Genomic DNA, 18,563 nt, shown 5'->3' with positions numbered 1-18,563 from the left:
CTCGCGGACACCGGGGTCGCCACCATGGGCGAGGAGCCGACGTACCACGGGGCATGGCCCCAGGTGGCGGCCGCATACCGCGGCGAGGCGCCCGCATGTGCCGGAAGGCACTTTCCCCTGCGGGCCCTGCGAGGGATGATTGAAGCTGACACTGTCGTTCGAGAAAGGTCACGGGGATGCCCGAGAGGAACGACGAGGAGCGGGAGTTCGACATCAAGTGGGCGGACATGGCCGAGCTCAAGGAGCCGTCGGCCCGTGCCCGCATGCTCGCCGCGCGCTGGAAGGACAGCCCTCCCGGCCCTGTCCCGTTCCGCGGCGAACCCGAGCACAGGGCGTCCCGCCGCTCGTCGTCGTCCTGGGTCTCCACCGTCGTGGTCCTCGGCTGCGTCGCCGCAGTGATCGTTTTCCTCGGTTACATCGACTTCCGCCCGTACTGATCGCAGAGCGGCCGGGCACCCCCGGGGAACGGGGCGCCCGGCACCTTCCGGGGACCGGCTCAGCGGTTGTCGCGCATGAACGCCCGGACCATGTGGCAGGTCGTGTCCGACGGAGGGTGTACACCGATCAGCTGGGCCGCGCCGCGGATCGTCTCGTTGCGGGCCTGGTCGGGGAGGTAGACGCCGGAGTCGAGCAGGGCGATGGCGAGCCTCATCGCCTTGAGGCGGCGGTTGTGCGTCACGTACCACTCCCGCGGGCGGCCCGGCGGCAGCGGCCTCTTCGCCACGGGTGCGCAGGGCGTTTCGAGCGGGACGGCACGCTTCGCTGTGGACTGGGTGGGCATCGGCTTGAGTGCGGCAGCGGGCACAGGCATCCTCCTGTCGCGGTCAGGGTGCCCACCGGGATCCACGCCGACCCCGGCAACACCCTCGAACACTGCTCCCAGTTTACCGCCCGGCACCGACATTCGGGGAACCTGGAGCAGCCGTCGAACGCCCAGGTGAGATGGCACATCACGGCCGGGGAACAGCTGCTTCGGAGGGGGGTCGTGAGGCCGTTGAGGAATCGAACAGAACCGGGCCGGGCGTACCGTGGGCGCATGGAGATCTGGATCGATCCGGCCTGTTCCAAGTGCCGGAGCGCCGTCAGCCTGCTGGATGCCGAGGGCGCCGACTACACCGTCCGCCGTTACCTGGAGGACGCACCGGGCCCGGACGAGATCCGGAAGGTGCCGGAGCGGCTCGGTCTTGAGCCGTGGGACCTCACCCGCACCCAGGAGGCCGCGGCCAAGGAGCTCGGGCAAGCAGTGGCCGCGGGACGACGGATCGCGCGAGCGCTGGATCACGGCGCTCTCCGGATACCCCCGGCTGATCCAGCATCCGATCATCACCGCCGAGGACGGCACGGCGGTCGTGGCCCGCACCGGCGAGGCGGTACGGGACGCCCTGTCCCGCTGAACACCGGCCCCTTGTGACGCAGGCCACTTCGGAGAGATGGCCGGACCTCTGAGCAACTCCGTTCGGGATCTCGTACATGGCGGCGTACGTTCCCCCACCGCTCAGGAGGCTCGCATGTCGCGCAGGAGAACACTCGGCCCCAAGAAGAAGCTCGCACTGCTGGTGAGCGCGGTGACGGTGGCCGGTGGCGGTGCCTTCGTCATGGCGAGTACCTCGAACGCCTCCCAGACGCCCACCACCAAGTCGGCGGCCGATTCGACCGTCTGCCAGGGCCTCGCCACCGCGCTCGGCAACAACCAGAAGTTCATCGAGGGCCAGCGGGCCAGTCCCGACGCCCAGTCCGAGGCACGGATCGCCAACCGCGAAGCGGTCATCGCCGAGATCGAGCTCAAGCAGGAAGCGTCCGGGTGCACGGTTGGGGAGTCGGCTCAGGACTCCCAGCCCGCACAGTCCGAGCAACCCGCCCCGGACGAGCAGGCCGGCGGTGACGGCGCCGCCGCCGGTGAGCAGGTGTGCAACGGCTCCACGGTCACCCTCTCCGGTGAGGACGGGGCCCCGGCTGCGTCCAGCAACCAGTTCCCTGCCGGGACACGGCTCAAGGTCACCAACCTGGACAACAGCAAGTCCACGACCGTCGAGGTCACCGGGGTGTCCGGCAGTTGCGCCCTGCTCAACAACGCGGCCTTCGAGCAGGTCCGGGAGCCCGGCAAGTTCCTGATCCGCCGGGCGCTCATCGAGAAGGTGGGCTGACACCCACGGAAACACCCACAGGAGCCTCCTGCGGCGCAGACCACGTTCGGGGGGCGGGGCCCGTGCCGCAGCACACCCCGCCCCGGTCACGCCCGGGAGGGGGGCCCTCCCCCGCTCGACCGCCGTCGAGAGCGGGGGAGGGCCCCCGTCGTGTACGGCCCCGTCGCGTGGTCCCGTCGCCCACGGGTCGCGCCCGCCACGCCGTGCTCACAGCGTGGTCCGGGACACAACGGTCGCCGGTAACGCGAGGTTCACATTCGGGCAACGGCCGGGAAATCGCCTGTTGACAGGCTGCGTGTCATCGCGAGCGGGGCGCCCCGGCACCCCGCTGCCGGCGTGGCGCAACGCCGCAGCGTGCAGTACCCGCACATGCGCCCCGACCCGCCCCGAAGGAAGTGGACCGTGAGCTTCAAGGCTGAGTACATCTGGATCGACGGCACGGAACCGACGGCCAAGCTGCGTTCCAAGACCAAGATCCTGGCGGACTCCGAGAAGACGACCGCGGTCGCCGGGCTGCCGGTCTGGGGCTTCGACGGGTCGTCCACCAACCAGGCCGAGGGCCACGCCTCGGACCGCGTGCTGAAGCCGGTCTTCGTCTGCCCCGACCCCATCCGCGGCGGTGACGACGTCCTGGTCCTGTGCGAGGTCCTGAACACGGACATGACGCCGCACGAGTCCAACACCCGGGCCGCGCTGACCGAGGTGGCCGAGCGGTTCGCCGCGCAGGAGCCGGTCTTCGGCATCGAGCAGGAGTACACCTTCTTCAAGGGTGCCCGCCCGCTCGGCTTCCCCGAGGGCGGCTTCCCGGCCGCGCAGGGCGGCTACTACTGCGGTGTCGGCTCGGACGAGATCTTCGGCCGTGACGTCGTCGAGGCGCACCTGGAGAACTGCCTGAAGGCGGGCCTGGGCATCTCAGGCATCAACGCCGAGGTCATGCCGGGCCAGTGGGAGTTCCAGGTCGGCCCGCTGGCGCCGCTGGAGGTCTCCGACCAGCTGTGGGTGGCCCGCTGGCTGCTGTACCGCACCGCCGAGGACTTCGGCGTCTCCGCCACCCTGGACCCCAAGCCGGTCAAGGGCGACTGGAACGGCGCGGGCGCGCACACCAACTTCTCCACCAAGGCGATGCGTGAGGGCTATGCCGCGATCATCACCGCGTGCGAGTCGCTCGGTGAGGGCTCCAAGCCGCTCGACCACGTCAAGAACTACGGCGCCGGCATCGACGACCGTCTCACCGGCCTGCACGAGACCGCGCCGTGGAACGAGTACTCCTACGGTGTCTCCGACCGCGGCGCCTCGGTGCGCATCCCGTGGCAGGTCGAGAGGGACGGCAAGGGCTACATCGAGGACCGCCGTCCGAACGCCAACGTCGACCCGTACCTGGTGACGCGTCTGATGGTCGACACGTGCTGCACCGCGCTGGAGAAGGCCGGCCAGGTCTGAGCCGTCCCACGGCTGGGCACCCGCCTGTGAAGCGAGGGGCACCCGTCCGACGGGTGCCCCTCGCTTCGTCGCCGGGCCCCGGCCCTCTGCCCTCGGCAGATCCCTGTTCCCTCACCCCGCCCGCTCCGGCAGAGTCCGGCGTATGAGACTGCTGATGCTGGGTGGTACGGAGTTCGCGGGACGGGCCGTCGTCGAGGCGGCGCTGGGGCGGGGCTGGGAGGTGACCGTCTTCCACCGGGGGCGGCACGCGGCCGTGCCGGGCGTGCGGTCGCTGCTGGGCGACCGCACGGCCGTCGACGGTCTGGCCGCCCTGGACGAGTCGGACGACGCGTGGGACGCCGTCGTCGACACCTGGTCGGCCGCCCCGCGTGCCGTCCGGGACACGGCGCGGCTGCTGCGGGGCCGCGCCGGACGGTACGTGTACGTGTCGAGCCGCTCGGTGTACGCGTGGCCCGCGCCCGCCGGAGCCACCGAGGCGGCCCCGCTCGTGGCCGACGCCCACGCGGACGCCGGCCGCACCGACTACGCGCGGGACAAGCGGGGCGGCGAACTGGCCGTCGTGGACACCTTCGGCGCGGACCGGTCGGTGCTGGTGCGGGCGGGGCTGATCCTCGGCCCGTACGAGAACGTCGGCCGGCTGCCCTGGTGGCTGAACCGGATGGCACGCGGCGGCCCGGTCCTCGCTCCGGGGCCGCGTGACCTGCCCCTCCAGTACGTCGACGTCCGCGACCTCGCCGAGTGGGTCCTCGGGGCGGCCGAGCAGGGGATCAGCGGACCGTACAACCTGACCGGCCCGCAGGGGCACGCCACGACGGGCACGCTGCTGGAGGCCTGCGCGGAGGTGACCGGGGGCGCGGCCGAGCTGCGGTGGACCGAGCCTGAGGTGATCCTCGAAGCAGGCATCGAACCATGGACGCAGCTGCCGTTCTGGGTGCCGCCGGACGGCGAGATGCACGACGCCCTGCATGCCGGCGACGTCTCCCGGGCGCTCGCGACGGGGCTGCACTGCCGTCCCGTCGGCGAGACCGTCGCCGACACCTGGCGCTGGCTGCGGGGTCTCGACGGGAACGCGCCCCAGCGCCAGGACCGGACGGCCAAGGGGCTCGACCCGCAGACGGAGGCGAAGGTACTCGCCGCGGCCGACGGGGCGTGACGGGACAAAGGCCGCAGGGCCGGGGGAAGGGACGGCCGAGGTGTAGGTACCCCCCCCGGGAGCGGGAAGTGCTGGAGCAGATGGCGCAGGTCCGGTCCAACGCGGCGATCGCCGGCAAGCCGGTGGTGACGGAACGGGCCATCGCCAAGCACACCGCCGACATCTTCGCCAAACTGGGCCTGAAGGTATCGGACGACGACAACCGGCGCGTGCTGGCGGTTCTCGCGCATCTCGACGGTGGCCGGCGAAAGCGGACCCCGCCGGACACGCCCGGACACCCCGAGCCACCCTCTCACTGGATGTGACTGTCCCACAACTCACTGTGGTTCAGGTGCTGTTGAAACCAGCGTGCCGTACGAACTTCTCATCGATTTCCGGGACGGGTGAACACCCGCGGGGCAGCTCCCGTACTCAAGGGAGCAACTCCGCTTCTGTTGGGCGATTCCACACCCGTAAGGAGGTACTCCCCAACGGGGTCAAAGGAGTTCCGTGACTCCGTCCACCGCCGGGGCGACGGGCTTCCAACCCGAAATTTGCGGTCCAGCCCGAACCGACCCCTTGCGGGGCAAAGGAAAAATTACCAGAGCACAGGGAAGCAATTCCCCCCTTGGCCGAGGCCGAGGACCCCTTGCTAGGAGACTGATGGGACGCAATACAAGAAAACGCCGTATGCCGTTGGCCACCAAGGCCGTGGCCGCATCGGCGGCCCTAGCACTCGGTGGGGGCGGGCTGGTCTGGGCCAACTTCTACGCCTCGGCGCACGAAGAGAATTCGGGCGACAACCGGACGAGGTCCGCGGGCGCCCAGATCGCCACCATCCAGTGCCCGGACGTCGGGCAGAATCTACAGGACGTGCCGGAGAAGGCACGTGCCGGTGTCGACGAGGAACTGGCCAAGCTCGACAAGCAGATCACCGAGGCGTACGCGCGTCTCGCGTCGACCCGTCAGGCTCAGGCGGGAGACTCCGGGTTCGTCCAGAACGCGATTCTCGGCCCGCTGAAGTCCAAGCGGACCGCGGCGCTCGACCGGATCGGAATCAACATCCAGCGGGTGGGAGGCAGTGCCCCGAACGATCTCGGCCTCCTCGCCGAGTGCAAGGGGATGGCGGCCGACCAGCCGAACGCCGGGGACGGCGACAACGGCCAGGACGACCAGGACAACGGTGGTCAGGACCAGGACAACGGCCAGGACGACCAGGACAACGGTGGTCAGGACCAGGACAACGGCCAGGCCCCGGACGACAACGGCAACGGCGCCGCGGGCCCGTTCGCCGACGACTTCGTCGACATCAACGATGTCCAGCCGAACTCGCGCGACCTGCCGAACGGCCTGGCCGCGAACGGGGACACCGGCTCCACCGGCTCCTTCACCACGGCGTGCGGTGTCAACGAGAACGACCTGTTCAACAGCGACAACATCATCGTGGCCCCCGGTGTCGACAACGGCGCCCACCACACGCACGACTACGTCGGCAACCAGGGCAACACCGCGTTCGCCAGCGACGACGACCTGGCCAACGCCGCCACCACCTGCGAGAACCAGGCCGACAAGTCCACGTACTACTGGCCGGTGCTGCGTCTGCAGGACGGCACTCAGGAGTTCGACGCGGGCGACCTGGGCGGCGGTGCCGAGGGCAACGTCGGCAAGATCCTGAAGGCCAGCCAGGCGGAGATCAAGTTCGTCGGCAACAAGCAGGGCGATGTCGTCGCGATGCCGAGGTTCATCCGGATCATCACCGGTGACGCCAAGGCCTTCACCAACGGCCTCGCGAATGCCAACACGTCGTTCAGCTGCACCGGATTCGAGGACCGGCAGGTCACGGACAAGTACGTCCTGTGCCCCGAGGGCAGCCAGGTGGTGCGCACGTCCAACTTCCAGAGCTGCTGGGACGGACAGAACATCGACAGCGCCAACCACCGTGACCACGTGGCGTTCGTCCAGCAGGACGGCAGCTGCCCGAACGGCTTCCAGGCCATCCCGCAGCTCCAGATCCGCCTGGTGTACGACGTTCCCGCCCCGACCATCGAGAACGGTCAGGTGCAGAACCCGTACGCCGTGGACGGCTTCCCGGAGCAGCTGCACAAGCCGATCACCGACCACAACGACTTCATCAACATCATGGACGAGAACCTGATGAACGAGGTGGTCACGTGCATCAACCAGGGCGAGGACTGCACGTAGTTCCCTCGGTCGCCTCCTGAGAAAGAGGTGAAAAGGAGGGCCGGTGGCGGGCATCCCGCCACCGGCCCTCCTCCCGTGCGCCCGATGTGCCCGTTCAGTCTCCGCGCCCGTCGTGACCGCTCGTCTTCTCCCCGGCGGGATCGGACGCGTGCGAACCACCGCCGTGGTCCCCGCCGCTGTGGTCGATGCCCTCCTCCACGTCACCGCCGAGCCGGCCGCGCAGGTCCTCGAGCACGTTCTCGTGGCCGACGGCGACCCACTTGCGGCCGACGAGGTAGAGACCGCCGTAGTCCTTGGCCGTGTCGATCCACTCGCGCTGGCCTCGGTCGGTGGCGAAGGTGGCGAGGATGTACTTCTCCTTGCCCGTCTTGCAGATGGCCTGGCGGATGGTGTCGGCGTCGGTCTGCATGTCCGGGTCGCACTTCGCCTCGGCGGCCAGGTGTTCCAGGCTGCCGGTGGCCGTGACGGGCCCCTCGCTCTTCCCGTCGCCGTCGTTCCCCCCACCGCCGGACCCGCAGCCCGCCAGTGCCAGTACCGCCACCGCGCAGGTCAGCGCGAGCCTCGGTCGGGTCAGCCTCATGAGTTCCTCCGGTTCTTCCGGCGACATGCCGCACGGAGCCCCGGCGAGGGGCTCTCCGCCTTCGATACGGCTCCGGGAGCCGGGGTGCTCAACCGGTGACCTACGGAGGCATCGGTCGTTCAGACTGACGTGCAGTCACAGCATGCCGCCAGGCGGCCCGCGCTCCCCTCCCCCGACGGCCCGCTCGTCGACGTCCGTCAGGCCGAGGCCGCTCTCGTCGAGCACTACCCGCGGCTCGTCCGGCTCGCGTACCTGATACTGCCGCCGCAGCCGGGCGCCGGGGACAGGCGGGTGCTGACCGCGCACGCCCTGGTCCAGCGCACGCTGCCCCGCGGCCGGACCGCGGCACCCGTGATCCCCGCCCAGGCCACCCGGCCCGCGCGGACCGCCGGCCCGGACGGCGACCCCGGGTACGCGCTGGTCCGGCTCCAGGTGGTGCGTACGGCACTGCGGGCGAGCCCGTCGCGCCGTCCGGCCGTACGGCGGCGCGGGGCCCGGCGCAAGCGGGCCGGGCTGCCCGCCCTGCCGCCACCGCTGCCCCAGGTGTGGGGGCTGCGTCTGTTCCCCCGGTCCGGTGGCGCCGACGAGCTCGCCCTGGAGCAGCGGCTGTCCGCCCTCTCCGGTCCCGCCCGCGCCGCCCATGTGCTGCGTGTTTTGGAGCGGCTCCCGGACGGCGCCGTCCGTACGCTGCTCACGGAGGCGGGCGTGGCCGACGCGGCGGGGGCGCTGCGCGAGGCCGACCGGGTGCCGGCCGAGTACCGGCTGCTCGGCTCCCCCGCGTTCGACCCCTGCTCGCTCCAGGCCCGGCCCACCGGTCTGGTGCGCCGCCGCCGGCGTCTGAAGGCCGTGCTGGCCGCCGGGGCCGCGCTCGTCGTCTGCGGCGCGCTGTTCGGGCTGCCGGAGGACGGCTGGGGCCCCGACGGTGCCGCCGCGCCGCCGTACGCGCTGAACCCGGCCGCGCAGGCCGCCCTGGACCCGGGGAAGCTGACCCGGGTCTCCCCCGCCGCCTGGAAGACCTCCGCGCGCACCGACTTCTCCGTGTGGCCGGCCCGCGGCGACCTGGCCGGTGACGCGGGCCTGCTGCGCCGGACCCTCGCCGTGTGGGCCCGGCCCGGCGAACGGGTGCGGGTGTCGGCGACGCCGGGCACCCCGTCCGGGGGCCCGGCCGGACCGCCCCAACTGCTGTACGCCGGGACGGTCGACAACGCGCGCGTGGTGATCCTCCACGACGGCCTGCGCATCGCCAGGTACGCCGAGCCCGTGGACGGCACCGAGGGCGCCGCCCTCGACTTCGCCCGGACCGACGGCGCGGACCGGGCCGGGGCGAGTGCGCTGGTGCTGGGCCGGACCGACAACAACGTCCGCTATCTGACGGCGCCCTGGGTGCGTGCGGCCGGTGCGCGGGACCTGCGCGAGCCCGGCGCGGACACGGCGGATCTCGTGCTCGCCGACGGCGTGACCTCACCGCTGGCGAGTGCGGCCCCGAAGCCCGGCTCGTGCACCTCGTGGAACGTGCTGGAGCTGACCGACGGCACCGGCACCCGGCTGGTGACCGACCTCGGCGAGCTGGTCCCGGCCGCGCTGACCGCGGGGCGGCCCGGGGAGACCGGTGAGGTGGCCGGGGAGAAGGCGCTGCGCACCTGGGCGCCGTTCGCCTGCTCGCTGGCCTCGATGCGCTCGGCGGGCGTACGGAGCGTGAACGCGTGGGCGTTCGCCGAGCAGCCGCTGCCGGACGCGAGCGGGGCCGCGGCCTGGGTGTGCACGCGGGCCGAGACCTGGCGGGGCGGCGGCGCCCGGACACAGGCGCAGTTCCACACGCCGGGCGGGGCGTCCGGGGCGGTGGCGGCCCAGGCCGAGGACGTACCGCAGTGCGGGGAGCGCGAGCCGCGGGTGCTGGCCGGGGTGCTGTGGAAGTCCGGTGCGGGCACCTGGTACCTGCTGGCCGCCGGCAGTCGCGGCACCACGTCGGTCACCGCGACGGGTGGTGTCGAGGGCACGGCGCAGGGCAGCCTGCTGGCCCTCGAGGCCGAGCAGGGCGCCCAGGCCGACCTCCAGGGGACCCTGGAGAGCGGGGACCGGGTCACCGGGCTCCGCTGACCGGAGGCGGGCCGGAATGCGGCCCGGATGGTCACCGCGGTCCGGTGCGGACCGTTCGCGGCTGGATTCGATCGGTAGGCTGTGTGTATGACTACCGGGGTACGTCGCAGAATGGGAGTCGAGGAACGACGGCAGCAGTTGATCGGCGTCGCCCTCGAACTGTTCAGCCGTCGTTCGCCCGATGACGTCTCCCTCGACGAGATCGCATCGGCGGCCGGCATCTCGCGCCCGCTGGTGTACCACTACTTCCCCGGCAAACTCAGCCTCTACGAAGCAGCGTTGAAACGAGCGGCGGACGATCTGGCGTCGCGGTTCGTGGAGCCGCGCGAGGGCCCGCTCGGGGCGCGGCTGCTGCGGGTCATGGGCCGGTACTTCGACTTCGTCGACGAGCACGGGCCCGGTTTCTCCGCCCTGATGCGCGGTGGCCCGGCGGTGGGTGCGTCGACCACCAACGCGCTGATCGACTCCGTGCGGCAGGCGGCGTACGAACAGATTCTGTCGCACATGGGCGCGGTGGACCCGCCCGCGCGGCTGGAGCTGGTGGTGCGGTCCTGGATCTCCCTCGCCGAGTCGACGGCGCTGATCTGGCTGGACGGCCGCCGCATACCGCGGGACGAGCTGGAGGCCCAGCTGGTGCACGACTTCGCCGCGCTCTGTGCCGTCGCCGCGGCCCGCGACGAGGAGTTGGGCGCGCTGCTGCGCGACCTGCTGGGGGACGAGCCGGGCGACGGACCGTTCACCGACCTGGCCACCCGGCTCATCGCACTGGCCCGCTGAAGCGGTCCTCCGCCTGCTGTGCCGGCTCCGTCTACTGTGCCGGCTCCACGGACTTGCGGTACGACGCGTCGAGGTCGCGTACCTCGGCGGAGGCGTGCAGGGTCAGGCTGCCGACCGGCCGCACATGCCGGCGCACCAGTTCCAGGACGGCCTCGGTGAGCCGCGCCTTGGTCTCCTCGGTCCGTCCGGGGAGCAGGCCGATGTGGACGTGTACGAGGGCGTGGTCCTCTGCCTGCTCGTGGCCGATGAAGACGTCGTCGGTCGGGCGGAACCGGGTCTTGCACGCCGGGAGCTTCGCCGCCGCGATCTCCACCACGGTGCGGTGCAGGTCCCGGACGAAGGCGGGCCAGTCGTACGCGAAGCCGTGCTTCAGCTGTGCGGAGTGGTCGACGGTGATCTGCGGCATGGGTGAGCCCTCCGGTTCCAGGTCGGAGGGCTCACTCTAACTTCCGCGCCGGCGCGCCCGGTGCGTCAGCCGGCCGCGGTGAACACCGCGACCGAGCGGGCCGGGACGGTGAAGGTGCCGGTGTCCGCCGCGTAGGACGAGGTCTTCACCACCGCGTCCGAGCCCGCCGCCTGCACCGGGTGCAGGCGGTGGTCCGTGCCGGCGAGGGCGGTGACGCGCTGTTTCTGCCGGTTCGGCGTCGCGTTGAAGACGACGACCAGGTCACCGAGGCGCATGGTGATCGCGCCGGGTGTCTCGTCCTTCCCGGACAGCGGGAAGGACAGCGCGGACTGCACCTGCCCCGCGGTGTCGAGGGAGAAGGTCTCCTCCGTCGTACGGATCTTCAGCAGGTCCCGGTACGCGGCCGAGGCGCCGTCGATCTGCGGGCAGCCGACCTGCACCGTGCCCAGCAGAGGCTTCGCGTAGGGCCACTTGTCGGCGTTGTCGGCGGCCGGGGGCAGGCCGCGGCCGAAGCCGTTGCCGTCGGCGCAGTTCCAGTGGATGGCGTTGAACCAGTCGCCGCTGTCGTAGGAGTTGCGGTCCAGGGACTTGGAGCGCAGCAGGTCGGTGCCGGCCTGGGAGAGCGCCGGGCCCTGGGACAGGACGGCCGTCGCCATGGCGAGGACCTGCATGCGGGCCCGGTCGTCGGCGCCGACGGTCGTCGGCAGCTTGAAGGCGAGCGCGTCGAACAGCGACTCGTTGTCGTGCGCGTCGGCGTAGGCGAGGGCGTCGCCGGGGGCGAGGGCGTATCCGGCCGGTGCGCCGTTGTAGTCGACCTGGGAACCCTTGACCTCCTTGCCGTCGGTGTCGGTGAAGCGGTACTCGGCGAGGTTGCCGCTCAGGCCGACCTTGACCAGGTCCTGGTAGTGCAGGAGCCGGGCCTTCTGCTCGGCCTCGGTGCCGTTGCCGTCCGAGGAGTTGGGGTCGGTGTAGAGGCCGGAGGCGAAGCCCTGGACACCGGGGTCCTCGTCGAAGGGGCCGCCGCCGCGGACGGCGTCACGGGCCCGGTCGGAGAAGGTGGCGATGCCGGTTCCGGCCATGTTCTCCTGCGTGGCCTGCTCGAAGCGGGCGTCGTCGGCGGTCTCGCCGAAGTTCCAGCCCTCGCCGTACAGGATGATCTTCTTGCCGTCGACGCCGTCCTGCGCGGGGGTCAGCGCGTCGAGGGCCTTGCGGACGGCGAGGATGTTGGCCTTGGGGTGGTGGCCCATGAGGTCGAAGCGGAAGCCGTCGACCTTGTACTCCCTGGCCCAGGTGACGACCGAGTCGACAACGAGCTTGCCCATCATGGCGTTCTCGGGCGCGGTGTTGGCGCAGCAGGTGCTGTCGGCGACCGAACCGTCGGCGAGGAGCCGCTGGTAGTAGCCGGGCACGATCCGGTCCAGGACGGAGGTCTTCGCCTGCCCGCTCGCCGCGGTGTGGTTGTAGACGACGTCCATGACGACGCGCAGGCCGTCCTCGTTCAGCGCCTCGACCATCCTGCGGAACTCGACCGTGCGGGCCGTGCCGTCCGGGTCACTGGCGTAGGAGCCCTCGGGGACCGTGTAGTGGTACGGGTCGTAGCCCCAGTTGTAGGCGTCCTTCGCGGCGGCCTTCGCCACGCACTCCTGCTGCTTCTCGGAGTCGGCCGGGTAGGAGGCGAGATCGCAGTCGCCGGTCTCCCGGTCGGACTTCTTCTCGGGGATGGTCGCGAGGTCGAAGGCGGGCAGCAGGTGCACGTACGAGGTGCCGGCCCGCGCCAGCTTCCGCAGGTGCTTCGAGCCGTCGCTGTCCTTGTCGGTGAAGGCGAGGTAGGTGCCGGGCTGCTCCGCCGTGCGGTCCTCGACGGAGAAATCACGGATGTGCAGTTCCTGGATCTGGGCGTCCTTGAGGGGGACGGCCTTCGGCTTGTCCAGACCTGACCAGCCCTCGGGGGCGAGGTCGCGGTCGCCGAGGTCGACGACGAGGCTGCGCGCGGAGTCGGTGGTCAGGGCGACGGAGTAGGGGTCGGTGACCTTGTTGGTGACGAGTTCGCGGGTGCTGGGCGCCCACACCTTCACGGCGTACCGGTAGGGCTTGCCCTTCCAGGACTTCGGGCCGGTGACGGACCAGACGCCGGTGGCGTCGTCACGCTTCATGCGGGCGGTGGAGCCGCCGATCTCCAGCGAGACGTTCTGCGCGGTCGGCGCCCACACGGCCAGCGTGGGCCGGCCGTGCCGGAACGTCGGGCCGAGCTCCGCCTTCGTCGCGCCGACCGCGTACAGGTCGTCGAGGACGCCCGCGGTCTGCACGCCGGTCGCCGCGAGGACCGCTCCGCCGGCAGAGCGCTGGGCGGCGACGACCTGGCCGCGCAGGGCCTCGCGCACGCGGTCCCGGTCGCGCGGGTCGACCGCGTGGGCGGTGCCGTCCTTGAGGTGCGGGAACGTCGCCTTCTGCGCGTCGGTCAGGTCGGCCGGGAGCAGCCGGATCACGCGCGTGTCGTCACCGAGGACGAGCGTGCCGTCCCGCGCCTCGATCGAGCCGCTGCGGGAGGCGAGCAGCTGGGTGGAGGCGGCGCCCGCGGAGCCGTCCCAGACGACGGTGTCCCGGTCGATCCAGACCGCCTTCGAGGTGGTCGGGTCGACGTCGGCGGCCGAGCCGGGCGACTGCGGCAGCAGGTACTTCTCCTCGCCGCTCAACAGCCACACCTCGTGGCCGTTCGCCGTGAGGTCGAGCGACCGGTCGGAGGGGAGGTCCTTCTCGTCGCCCTTGTGGATGATGTAGCTGAGACTGGTGGCACCCTCGGTGAGCGGTACCTCGAAGACCGCGCCATAGGGATCGGTCTTCACCGGCTCCAGGGGGTTCGACCAGTCGGTGGGCTCGGCGGCGCCGGTCCACACGTGCAGGCCCCAGCCGTCGTAGTCGCCGTCCGCGCGCTGGTAGTGCAGCACCGCCTTGCTCTTGTCCTGCTCCGGGTACTCGGGGCGTTCGGTGGTGACGGTCTCCTCGCCCTGCTCGATCCAGATCTCGCCGGTTTTCGTGACGTCGACCGTGCGGTCGGTGGAGACGTCCTTGTCGCCGCTCTTGTCGACGACGAGGAACTCGACGGTGGAGGCGCCGGGCTTGAGCTTGACGTGGGCGAAGGCACCGTAGGCGTCGCGGCCGGTGAAGGGGTGGCTGGCCGGCCACTCGGTGGCCTCGCCGTCGGCGAGGTCACCCCAGGCGTACAGGCCCCAGTCGTCGTAGTCGCCGTCGGCGCGCTGGTAGTGGACGACCACGTGGTCACGGGAGGCGGCGGTGGGCGGTTCCTCGACGGGCGGGGCGCCGGTGGCGGAGGCGGCCAGGGCGCTCGCGGTGCGGCCGGCCGTGTCGACGGCGACGGCCTTGTAGCGCAGGGCGGTGCCGGCGGGCACGTCGTCGCCGATGGTGTGGGTGACCTTGTGGGGGGCGTGGTCGGAGGAGCCGAGGGTCCGCCACTTGCCGTTGCCGGTCCGGGCGGCGAAGACGACGCGGTTGAGCTGTCCTCCCTCGACGTCGGCGGTGAGTTCGACGGTGCCGGTGGCTCCGGCCTCGGGGACCTTGAGGGTGACCGTGGGCTTCGCGGCGGGCTTGGCGGGCCTGCCCGCCGCCTTGAGGACGATCGCCGAGCCCGCCGGGACGGTGACGGTGATCCTCCGGTCGGCGTCGCTGGTCACGGAGGCGTCGGTGCCGTGGATGCCGCGGAAGGTCATGCGGGCCGAGTTCGTGGCGAAGGTCGCCTTCTTGGCGTCGCCGGCGTTGTTGAAGGCGACGACGTACTCGGTGGTGTCCTGGCCGGTGCGGGTGCCGGTCGCGGTGCGGGAGAAGGCGTAGACGCCGGGGCCGTCGGCCGCGTACCGCTCCTGCTGCACGCCGTCGGTGAGGGCGGGGTGGGCCTTGCGGAGCTTCGCGAGGGCGCTGATCCGCCGGTAGAGCGGTGAACCCGTGTCGTAGGTGTCCTCGGCGTGGGTGCGGTCGGTGCCGATGAGGTCGTCGTCGAGGTAGTCGGCGGTGCGGGAGGCGAACAGGGTCTGGCGGGCGTCCTTGTCGCCGCCGGCGCCGGTGAAGCCCTGCTCGTCGCCGTAGTAGACGACGGGGTTGCCGCGGCTGAGGAACATCAGCTCGTTGGCGAGCATGTCCTTCTTCAACAGGTCGGCGTCGGACGCCCCGGGGTTGTCCTGCTTCAGGAACGTCCCGACGCGGCCCATGTCGTGGTTGCCGAGGAAGGTGACCTGCTCGTAGGCGTTGGCCCGGTCGGTCGTGTACTTGTGGTCGTCGCCGAAGACGGACGCGAGCCGCTGCGCGCTGCCGCCCTGGGAGGCGTACCGGCGGGCCGCCTCCTGGAAGGGGAAGTCGAGGGTGGCGTCGAGGCGGCCCTCGGTCACGTAGGGGGCGGTGACGTCGGTGTCGGCGGAGTAGACCTCACCGAACATGAAGAAGTCGTCGCGCCCCTTCTTCGCCGCGTAGGCGTCCAGGGCGGTGGCCCACTGGGTCCAGAACTCCATGTTGACGTGCTTCACGGTGTCGATCCGGAAGCCGTCGATGTCGAAGTCCCTCACCCACCGCTGGTAGATCTTCTCCATGCCGTCGACGACCTCGGGACGCTCGGTCCACAGGTCGTCGAGCCCGGAGAAGTCGCCGTACTCGCCGGACTCGCCGGCGAAGGTGGAGTCGCCCCGGTTGTGGTACATCGTCGGGTCGTTGAGCCACGACGGGACCTTGACGTCCTTCTTCGCGGCGGGGACGGCCGGGGTGCGGGGGAAGGAGCCGGCGTCGACGCGCGGGAACTTCCGGGAGCCGTCGGCGTAGTCGGCGTCGTCGAAGGGCTTCCCGTCCTTGGTCAGGTAGGGGAAGGCGCCCTTGGAGAGGTAGTCGTAGGACTTCTCCTCGTGGTCGACGACGTCGGCGGTGTGGTTGGTGATGACGTCGAAGAAGACCTTCATGCCCTTGTCGTGGGCCTTGTCGATGAGGGTCTCGAGGTCCTTGTTGGTGCCGAAGTGCGGGTCGACCCGGGTGAAGTCGGTGATCCAGTAACCGTGGTAGCCGGCCGAGGCGTTCTCCCCCGTCCCCTGCACGGGCTGGTTCTCGAAGAGGGGCGCCATCCAGAGGGCGGTGGTGCCGAGCCCCTTGATGTAGTCGAGCTTCTCGGTGAGGCCCTTGAGGTCGCCGCCCTGGTAGAAGCCCTTGTCGGTGGGGTCGTACCCGGTGCTGAGCCGCGAACCGGTGAGCCCGCCCCGGTCGTTCCTTGCGTCCCCGTTGGCGAACCGGTCCGGCAGGACGAAGTAGAACTGCTCCCGGGTGAGATCGTGCCGCGCGGGGGCCTTCGCCAGCGTGGCGTCGGACGGGGGCTCGGGGGGTGCGGCGGCCTGGGCCGCCAGGGGCTGCACGAGGGTGGCGGCAAGGGCGGCGGCGAGCGTGGCCGCCGTCACGGCGGCCACCCGCCCGCCCTGCGCGGTGCGGCGCGCCGGGGGCGCGGGCCATCTGGGTATCACAGGCGTGAACTCCTTGCGAATACGGCTCATTGAGGGTCCGACCCCGCACCACGGCACGGCCTGTTCCGGCCACGTCACCGGGGCGCCGGCGTGACCGTATCGCCGTTGAAAGCCTTACAGCAAGGGTTGTGAAAGTAACGGTAAGGACTTTCATGCGGACGCCGGTCGCGCCGCCTCCCTGAACGGCGACGCGACCGGCGGGCGTTCAGCAGGAGGACTTGCCCGCGTACACCGCGAGGGCCCTGTCGGCGCCCAGGGTGGCGGTGAGCCGGCCCGAACCGTCCACCGTCACCTGCGTGTCGTTCTGGACGTTGCAGTACGTGCCGGAGGGCAGCGAGGTCTGGTAGGTGCGGGTCAGCGAGCCGGACTCGTGGTTGACGGCCACGAAGCCCTTGCTGCCCCGGCCGAAGGCGATCGCGTCACCGCCGTTGTCCCACCAGTTGGTCACCGCCTGTCCGCGCGTGGCGTTGCGGAAGGCGACCATGGACCTGATCTCCGGCCAGGCGTGCTGGCACTTCCAGCCGTTCTGCCAGCAGGCGTTCACCTGACCGCCGTTGGGCGGGCCGGCGTCGTGGTCGGAGAACTCGTACCCGGAGTTGATGTCCGGGGAACCGTAGGGCCAGGCCAGCATGAAGACGTTGGCCAGGGTGTAGGTGGCGCCGTCCTTGTAGTTCAGGGTGGAGCCGTTGCGCTCGGTGTCGTGGTTGTCGACGAAGACGCCGGAGACACCGCCGTTCATGTAGCCCCAGCCCTCGCCGTAGTTCTTCAGGTAGGCGAGGTTCTCGTTGGTGAAGACCCGCTTGAGGTCGAAGGCGTAGCGGAACTCCTGGACGTCGCCGGTGCCGGTGTACTCGCTGGGCTGGACGGCCTCGCCGGCGCCGTGGATGGCCTCCTGCTTCCAGTAGACGCCGGGACGGGAGAGCCGGGACTTGATGTTCGCCAGGTCGGCGGCCGGCATGTGCTTGGCCGCGTCGATGCGGAAGCCGTCCACCCCGAGGGAGAGCAGGTCGTTCAGGTACCCGGCGATGGCTCCGCGGACGTAGTTCTCGCCGGTGTCGAGGTCGGCGAGACCGACCAGTTCGCAGTTCTGGACGTTCCAGCGGTCCTGGTAGTTGTTGATCTGCGAGGTGCAGTTGTCGAAGTCGGGCGACGAGTACAGGCCGGGGTAGGTGTACTTGGTGTACGCCGAGCCGCCGGTTCCGGTGCCGTTGCCCGCGGACATGTGGTTGATGACGGCGTCCACGACGACCTTCACACCGGCCGCGTGACACGTGTTCACCATGTTCCGGAAGGCGGTGCGGTCGCCGAGGCGCCCGGCGATCTTGTAGCTGACCGGCTGGTACGACGTCCACCACTGCGAGCCCTGTATGTGCTCGGCGGGCGGGGAGACCTGGACGAAGCCGTACCCGGCGGGGCCGAGGGTGGTGGTGCACTCGCGGGCGACCGAGTGGAAGTTCCACTCGAAGAGGACGGCGGTGACGTCCTTGGTGCCGGGCGGCGCGGCCTCCGCGACGGTCGGGGTCATGACAACCGAAGCGACCGCGAGCGCGGCCACCCCGGCGAGGGTTCTGCGTGCCATGTGGGGTTCCTTCTCCATCGAAGGGCGTGGGGAGTGCGCAGGACGGCTGAAGCTTCTTGCTGAAACCTTCAGAAACCTTGCGGCAACGCAGATGTTAAGACGTTCACCGAACAAAAGGCAGTAGTCGGTCCGCAGTTGTGGCAAGAACTTCGAAAGGCGGGCGGGTGGCCCGAGGCCGGGCGGGCAGGAACCCTCCGTCGGGGCGAACCGGAGCGCGTCGGCCGGACATCGGCGCCCATGGCCTGGCCGCACGGCGCAGGCCCGGACACGGCGGAGGGCTCGCGCCAGGGCCTGATGCCGAGAAGGTGTGAGCGTTGTCTATCGTCTCCCAGTGCGAACAACCGTGTTGCCTGCCCGCAGGGCGGAGGGCTTGTCGTGGTGACGCCTAGGCGGCCCCGGGCCATCCGGCCTCTTCGTCCAACCGTTCTCCGCAGCCCGCGTGTTCAATGAGCCCGTTCCTGGATACGGCGAGCCCAGCGGACGCACCCGCTTCACCGACTCGTGGGATGCCGATGTCGAAGGCTGGGTGAAGGCGTTCCAAACGTTCTCACAGCTTCCCGTCACGGAGAGGGGCGACTACCCCACGTGGGCGCAGCTTCTGGTAGCTGTGGGAGATGGAGATACCGAACGGGACGCAAATGCTTCTGATACCGCCTACACGATCACCCCCTCCCGCGGCGCCGGGACGTACGGCGACAAGTA

General features: G+C 70.8%; 12 protein-coding genes and 2 pseudogenes. 9 read left to right on the top strand and 5 right to left on the bottom strand.

The window, feature by feature from the left end; translation table 11 throughout:
- The first annotated feature begins 176 nt into the window (after positions 1-176).
- Positions 177-437: an SCO2583/SCO2584 N-terminal domain-containing protein gene (locus tag HUV60_RS24875; RefSeq protein WP_257849423.1), complete on the top strand. Its 261-nt coding sequence runs from the start codon at positions 177-179 to the stop codon at positions 435-437.
- Between the two features lie 59 nt (positions 438-496).
- Here the strand turns inward: HUV60_RS24875 and HUV60_RS24870 are convergent, their stop codons facing one another.
- On the bottom strand, positions 497-805 hold the full coding sequence (locus HUV60_RS24870; RefSeq protein WP_257849422.1) for a hypothetical protein: 309 nt from the start codon (positions 803-805) through the stop codon (positions 497-499).
- Positions 806-1,036: 231 nt separating this feature from the next.
- Between HUV60_RS24870 and HUV60_RS24865 the strand changes: the two are divergent.
- The 6 genes and pseudogenes from HUV60_RS24865 to HUV60_RS24840 all read left to right on the top strand — a co-directional run bounded on the left by HUV60_RS24865 (position 1,037) and on the right by HUV60_RS24840 (position 6,918).
- A pseudogene (locus HUV60_RS24865) lies at positions 1,037-1,394 on the top strand (ArsC/Spx/MgsR family protein).
- 114 nt (positions 1,395-1,508) lie between these two features.
- A complete protein-coding gene (locus tag HUV60_RS24860; RefSeq protein ID WP_257849420.1) occupies positions 1,509-2,144 on the top strand; it encodes a septal ring lytic transglycosylase RlpA family protein in 636 nt (211 codons plus the stop codon).
- A 402-nt stretch (positions 2,145-2,546) separates the two neighbouring features.
- The gene (glnII, locus tag HUV60_RS24855; RefSeq protein ID WP_257849419.1) at positions 2,547-3,584 is read left to right on the top strand and encodes a glutamine synthetase; all 1,038 of its coding nucleotides are present in this window, start codon (positions 2,547-2,549) and stop codon (positions 3,582-3,584) included.
- Between the two features lie 142 nt (positions 3,585-3,726).
- On the top strand, positions 3,727-4,737 hold the full coding sequence (locus HUV60_RS24850; protein WP_257849418.1) for an SDR family oxidoreductase: 1,011 nt from the start codon (positions 3,727-3,729) through the stop codon (positions 4,735-4,737).
- Positions 4,707-5,042 (top strand): annotated as a pseudogene (locus HUV60_RS24845) (LuxR C-terminal-related transcriptional regulator); the annotation flags it as partial. The gene HUV60_RS24850 and the pseudogene HUV60_RS24845, both read left to right, overlap by 31 nt.
- A gap of 337 nt (positions 5,043-5,379) precedes the next feature.
- Positions 5,380-6,918 carry a DUF1996 domain-containing protein gene (locus tag HUV60_RS24840; RefSeq protein ID WP_257849417.1) on the top strand — a complete coding sequence of 513 codons (1,539 nt, stop codon included), beginning with the start codon at positions 5,380-5,382 and terminating at the stop codon, positions 6,916-6,918.
- Between the two features lie 94 nt (positions 6,919-7,012).
- Here HUV60_RS24840 and HUV60_RS24835 read toward each other — a convergent pair whose 3' ends face one another.
- Entirely contained in the window at positions 7,013-7,498 is a 486-nt protein-coding gene (locus tag HUV60_RS24835; RefSeq protein WP_257849416.1) for a hypothetical protein, read from the bottom strand.
- Positions 7,499-7,627: 129 nt separating this feature from the next.
- On the opposite strand from HUV60_RS24835, the gene HUV60_RS24830 reads away from it, so the two are divergent.
- Both HUV60_RS24830 and HUV60_RS24825 read left to right on the top strand, forming a co-directional pair.
- Positions 7,628-9,595, top strand: coding sequence for a hypothetical protein (locus HUV60_RS24830; RefSeq protein WP_257849415.1), 1,968 nt, complete (start codon positions 7,628-7,630; stop codon positions 9,593-9,595).
- Between the two features lie 87 nt (positions 9,596-9,682).
- A complete protein-coding gene (locus tag HUV60_RS24825; protein ID WP_257849414.1) occupies positions 9,683-10,372 on the top strand; it encodes a TetR/AcrR family transcriptional regulator in 690 nt (229 codons plus the stop codon).
- Between the two features lie 31 nt (positions 10,373-10,403).
- Here HUV60_RS24825 and HUV60_RS24820 read toward each other — a convergent pair whose 3' ends face one another.
- From HUV60_RS24820 to HUV60_RS24810, 3 genes are all read right to left on the bottom strand, one after another.
- Positions 10,404-10,778, bottom strand: coding sequence for a 5-carboxymethyl-2-hydroxymuconate Delta-isomerase (locus HUV60_RS24820; protein WP_257849413.1), 375 nt, complete (start codon positions 10,776-10,778; stop codon positions 10,404-10,406).
- A gap of 65 nt (positions 10,779-10,843) precedes the next feature.
- Positions 10,844-16,282 carry a pullulanase-type alpha-1,6-glucosidase gene (pulA, locus tag HUV60_RS24815; RefSeq protein ID WP_257849412.1) on the bottom strand — a complete coding sequence of 1,813 codons (5,439 nt, stop codon included), beginning with the start codon at positions 16,280-16,282 and terminating at the stop codon, positions 10,844-10,846.
- A 205-nt stretch (positions 16,283-16,487) separates the two neighbouring features.
- Positions 16,488-17,861: an alpha-amylase gene (locus HUV60_RS24810; RefSeq protein ID WP_257849411.1), complete on the bottom strand. Its 1,374-nt coding sequence runs from the start codon at positions 17,859-17,861 to the stop codon at positions 16,488-16,490.
- Positions 17,862-18,563 lie beyond the last annotated feature (702 nt).

The organism is Streptomyces sp. KMM 9044 (assembly GCF_024701375.2).
In the GTDB taxonomy this organism is placed as follows: Bacteria; Actinomycetota; Actinomycetes; order Streptomycetales; family Streptomycetaceae; genus Streptomyces.
This window is presented reverse-complemented; position numbering and strand designations above follow the sequence as displayed.

Coding starts and splice junctions, on each gene's coding strand:
- HUV60_RS24810 (WP_257849411.1), bottom strand. CDS start 17,861: ATGGCACGCAGAACCCTCGCCGGGGTGGCCGCGCTCGCGGTCGCTTCG.
- HUV60_RS24820 (WP_257849413.1), bottom strand. CDS start 10,778: ATGCCGCAGATCACCGTCGACCACTCCGCACAGCTGAAGCACGGCTTC.
- HUV60_RS24825 (WP_257849414.1), top strand. CDS start 9,683: ATGACTACCGGGGTACGTCGCAGAATGGGAGTCGAGGAACGACGGCAG.
- HUV60_RS24835 (WP_257849416.1), bottom strand. CDS start 7,498: ATGAGGCTGACCCGACCGAGGCTCGCGCTGACCTGCGCGGTGGCGGTA.
- HUV60_RS24840 (WP_257849417.1), top strand. CDS start 5,380: ATGGGACGCAATACAAGAAAACGCCGTATGCCGTTGGCCACCAAGGCC.
- HUV60_RS24850 (WP_257849418.1), top strand. CDS start 3,727: ATGAGACTGCTGATGCTGGGTGGTACGGAGTTCGCGGGACGGGCCGTC.
- HUV60_RS24860 (WP_257849420.1), top strand. CDS start 1,509: ATGTCGCGCAGGAGAACACTCGGCCCCAAGAAGAAGCTCGCACTGCTG.
- HUV60_RS24875 (WP_257849423.1), top strand. CDS start 177: ATGCCCGAGAGGAACGACGAGGAGCGGGAGTTCGACATCAAGTGGGCG.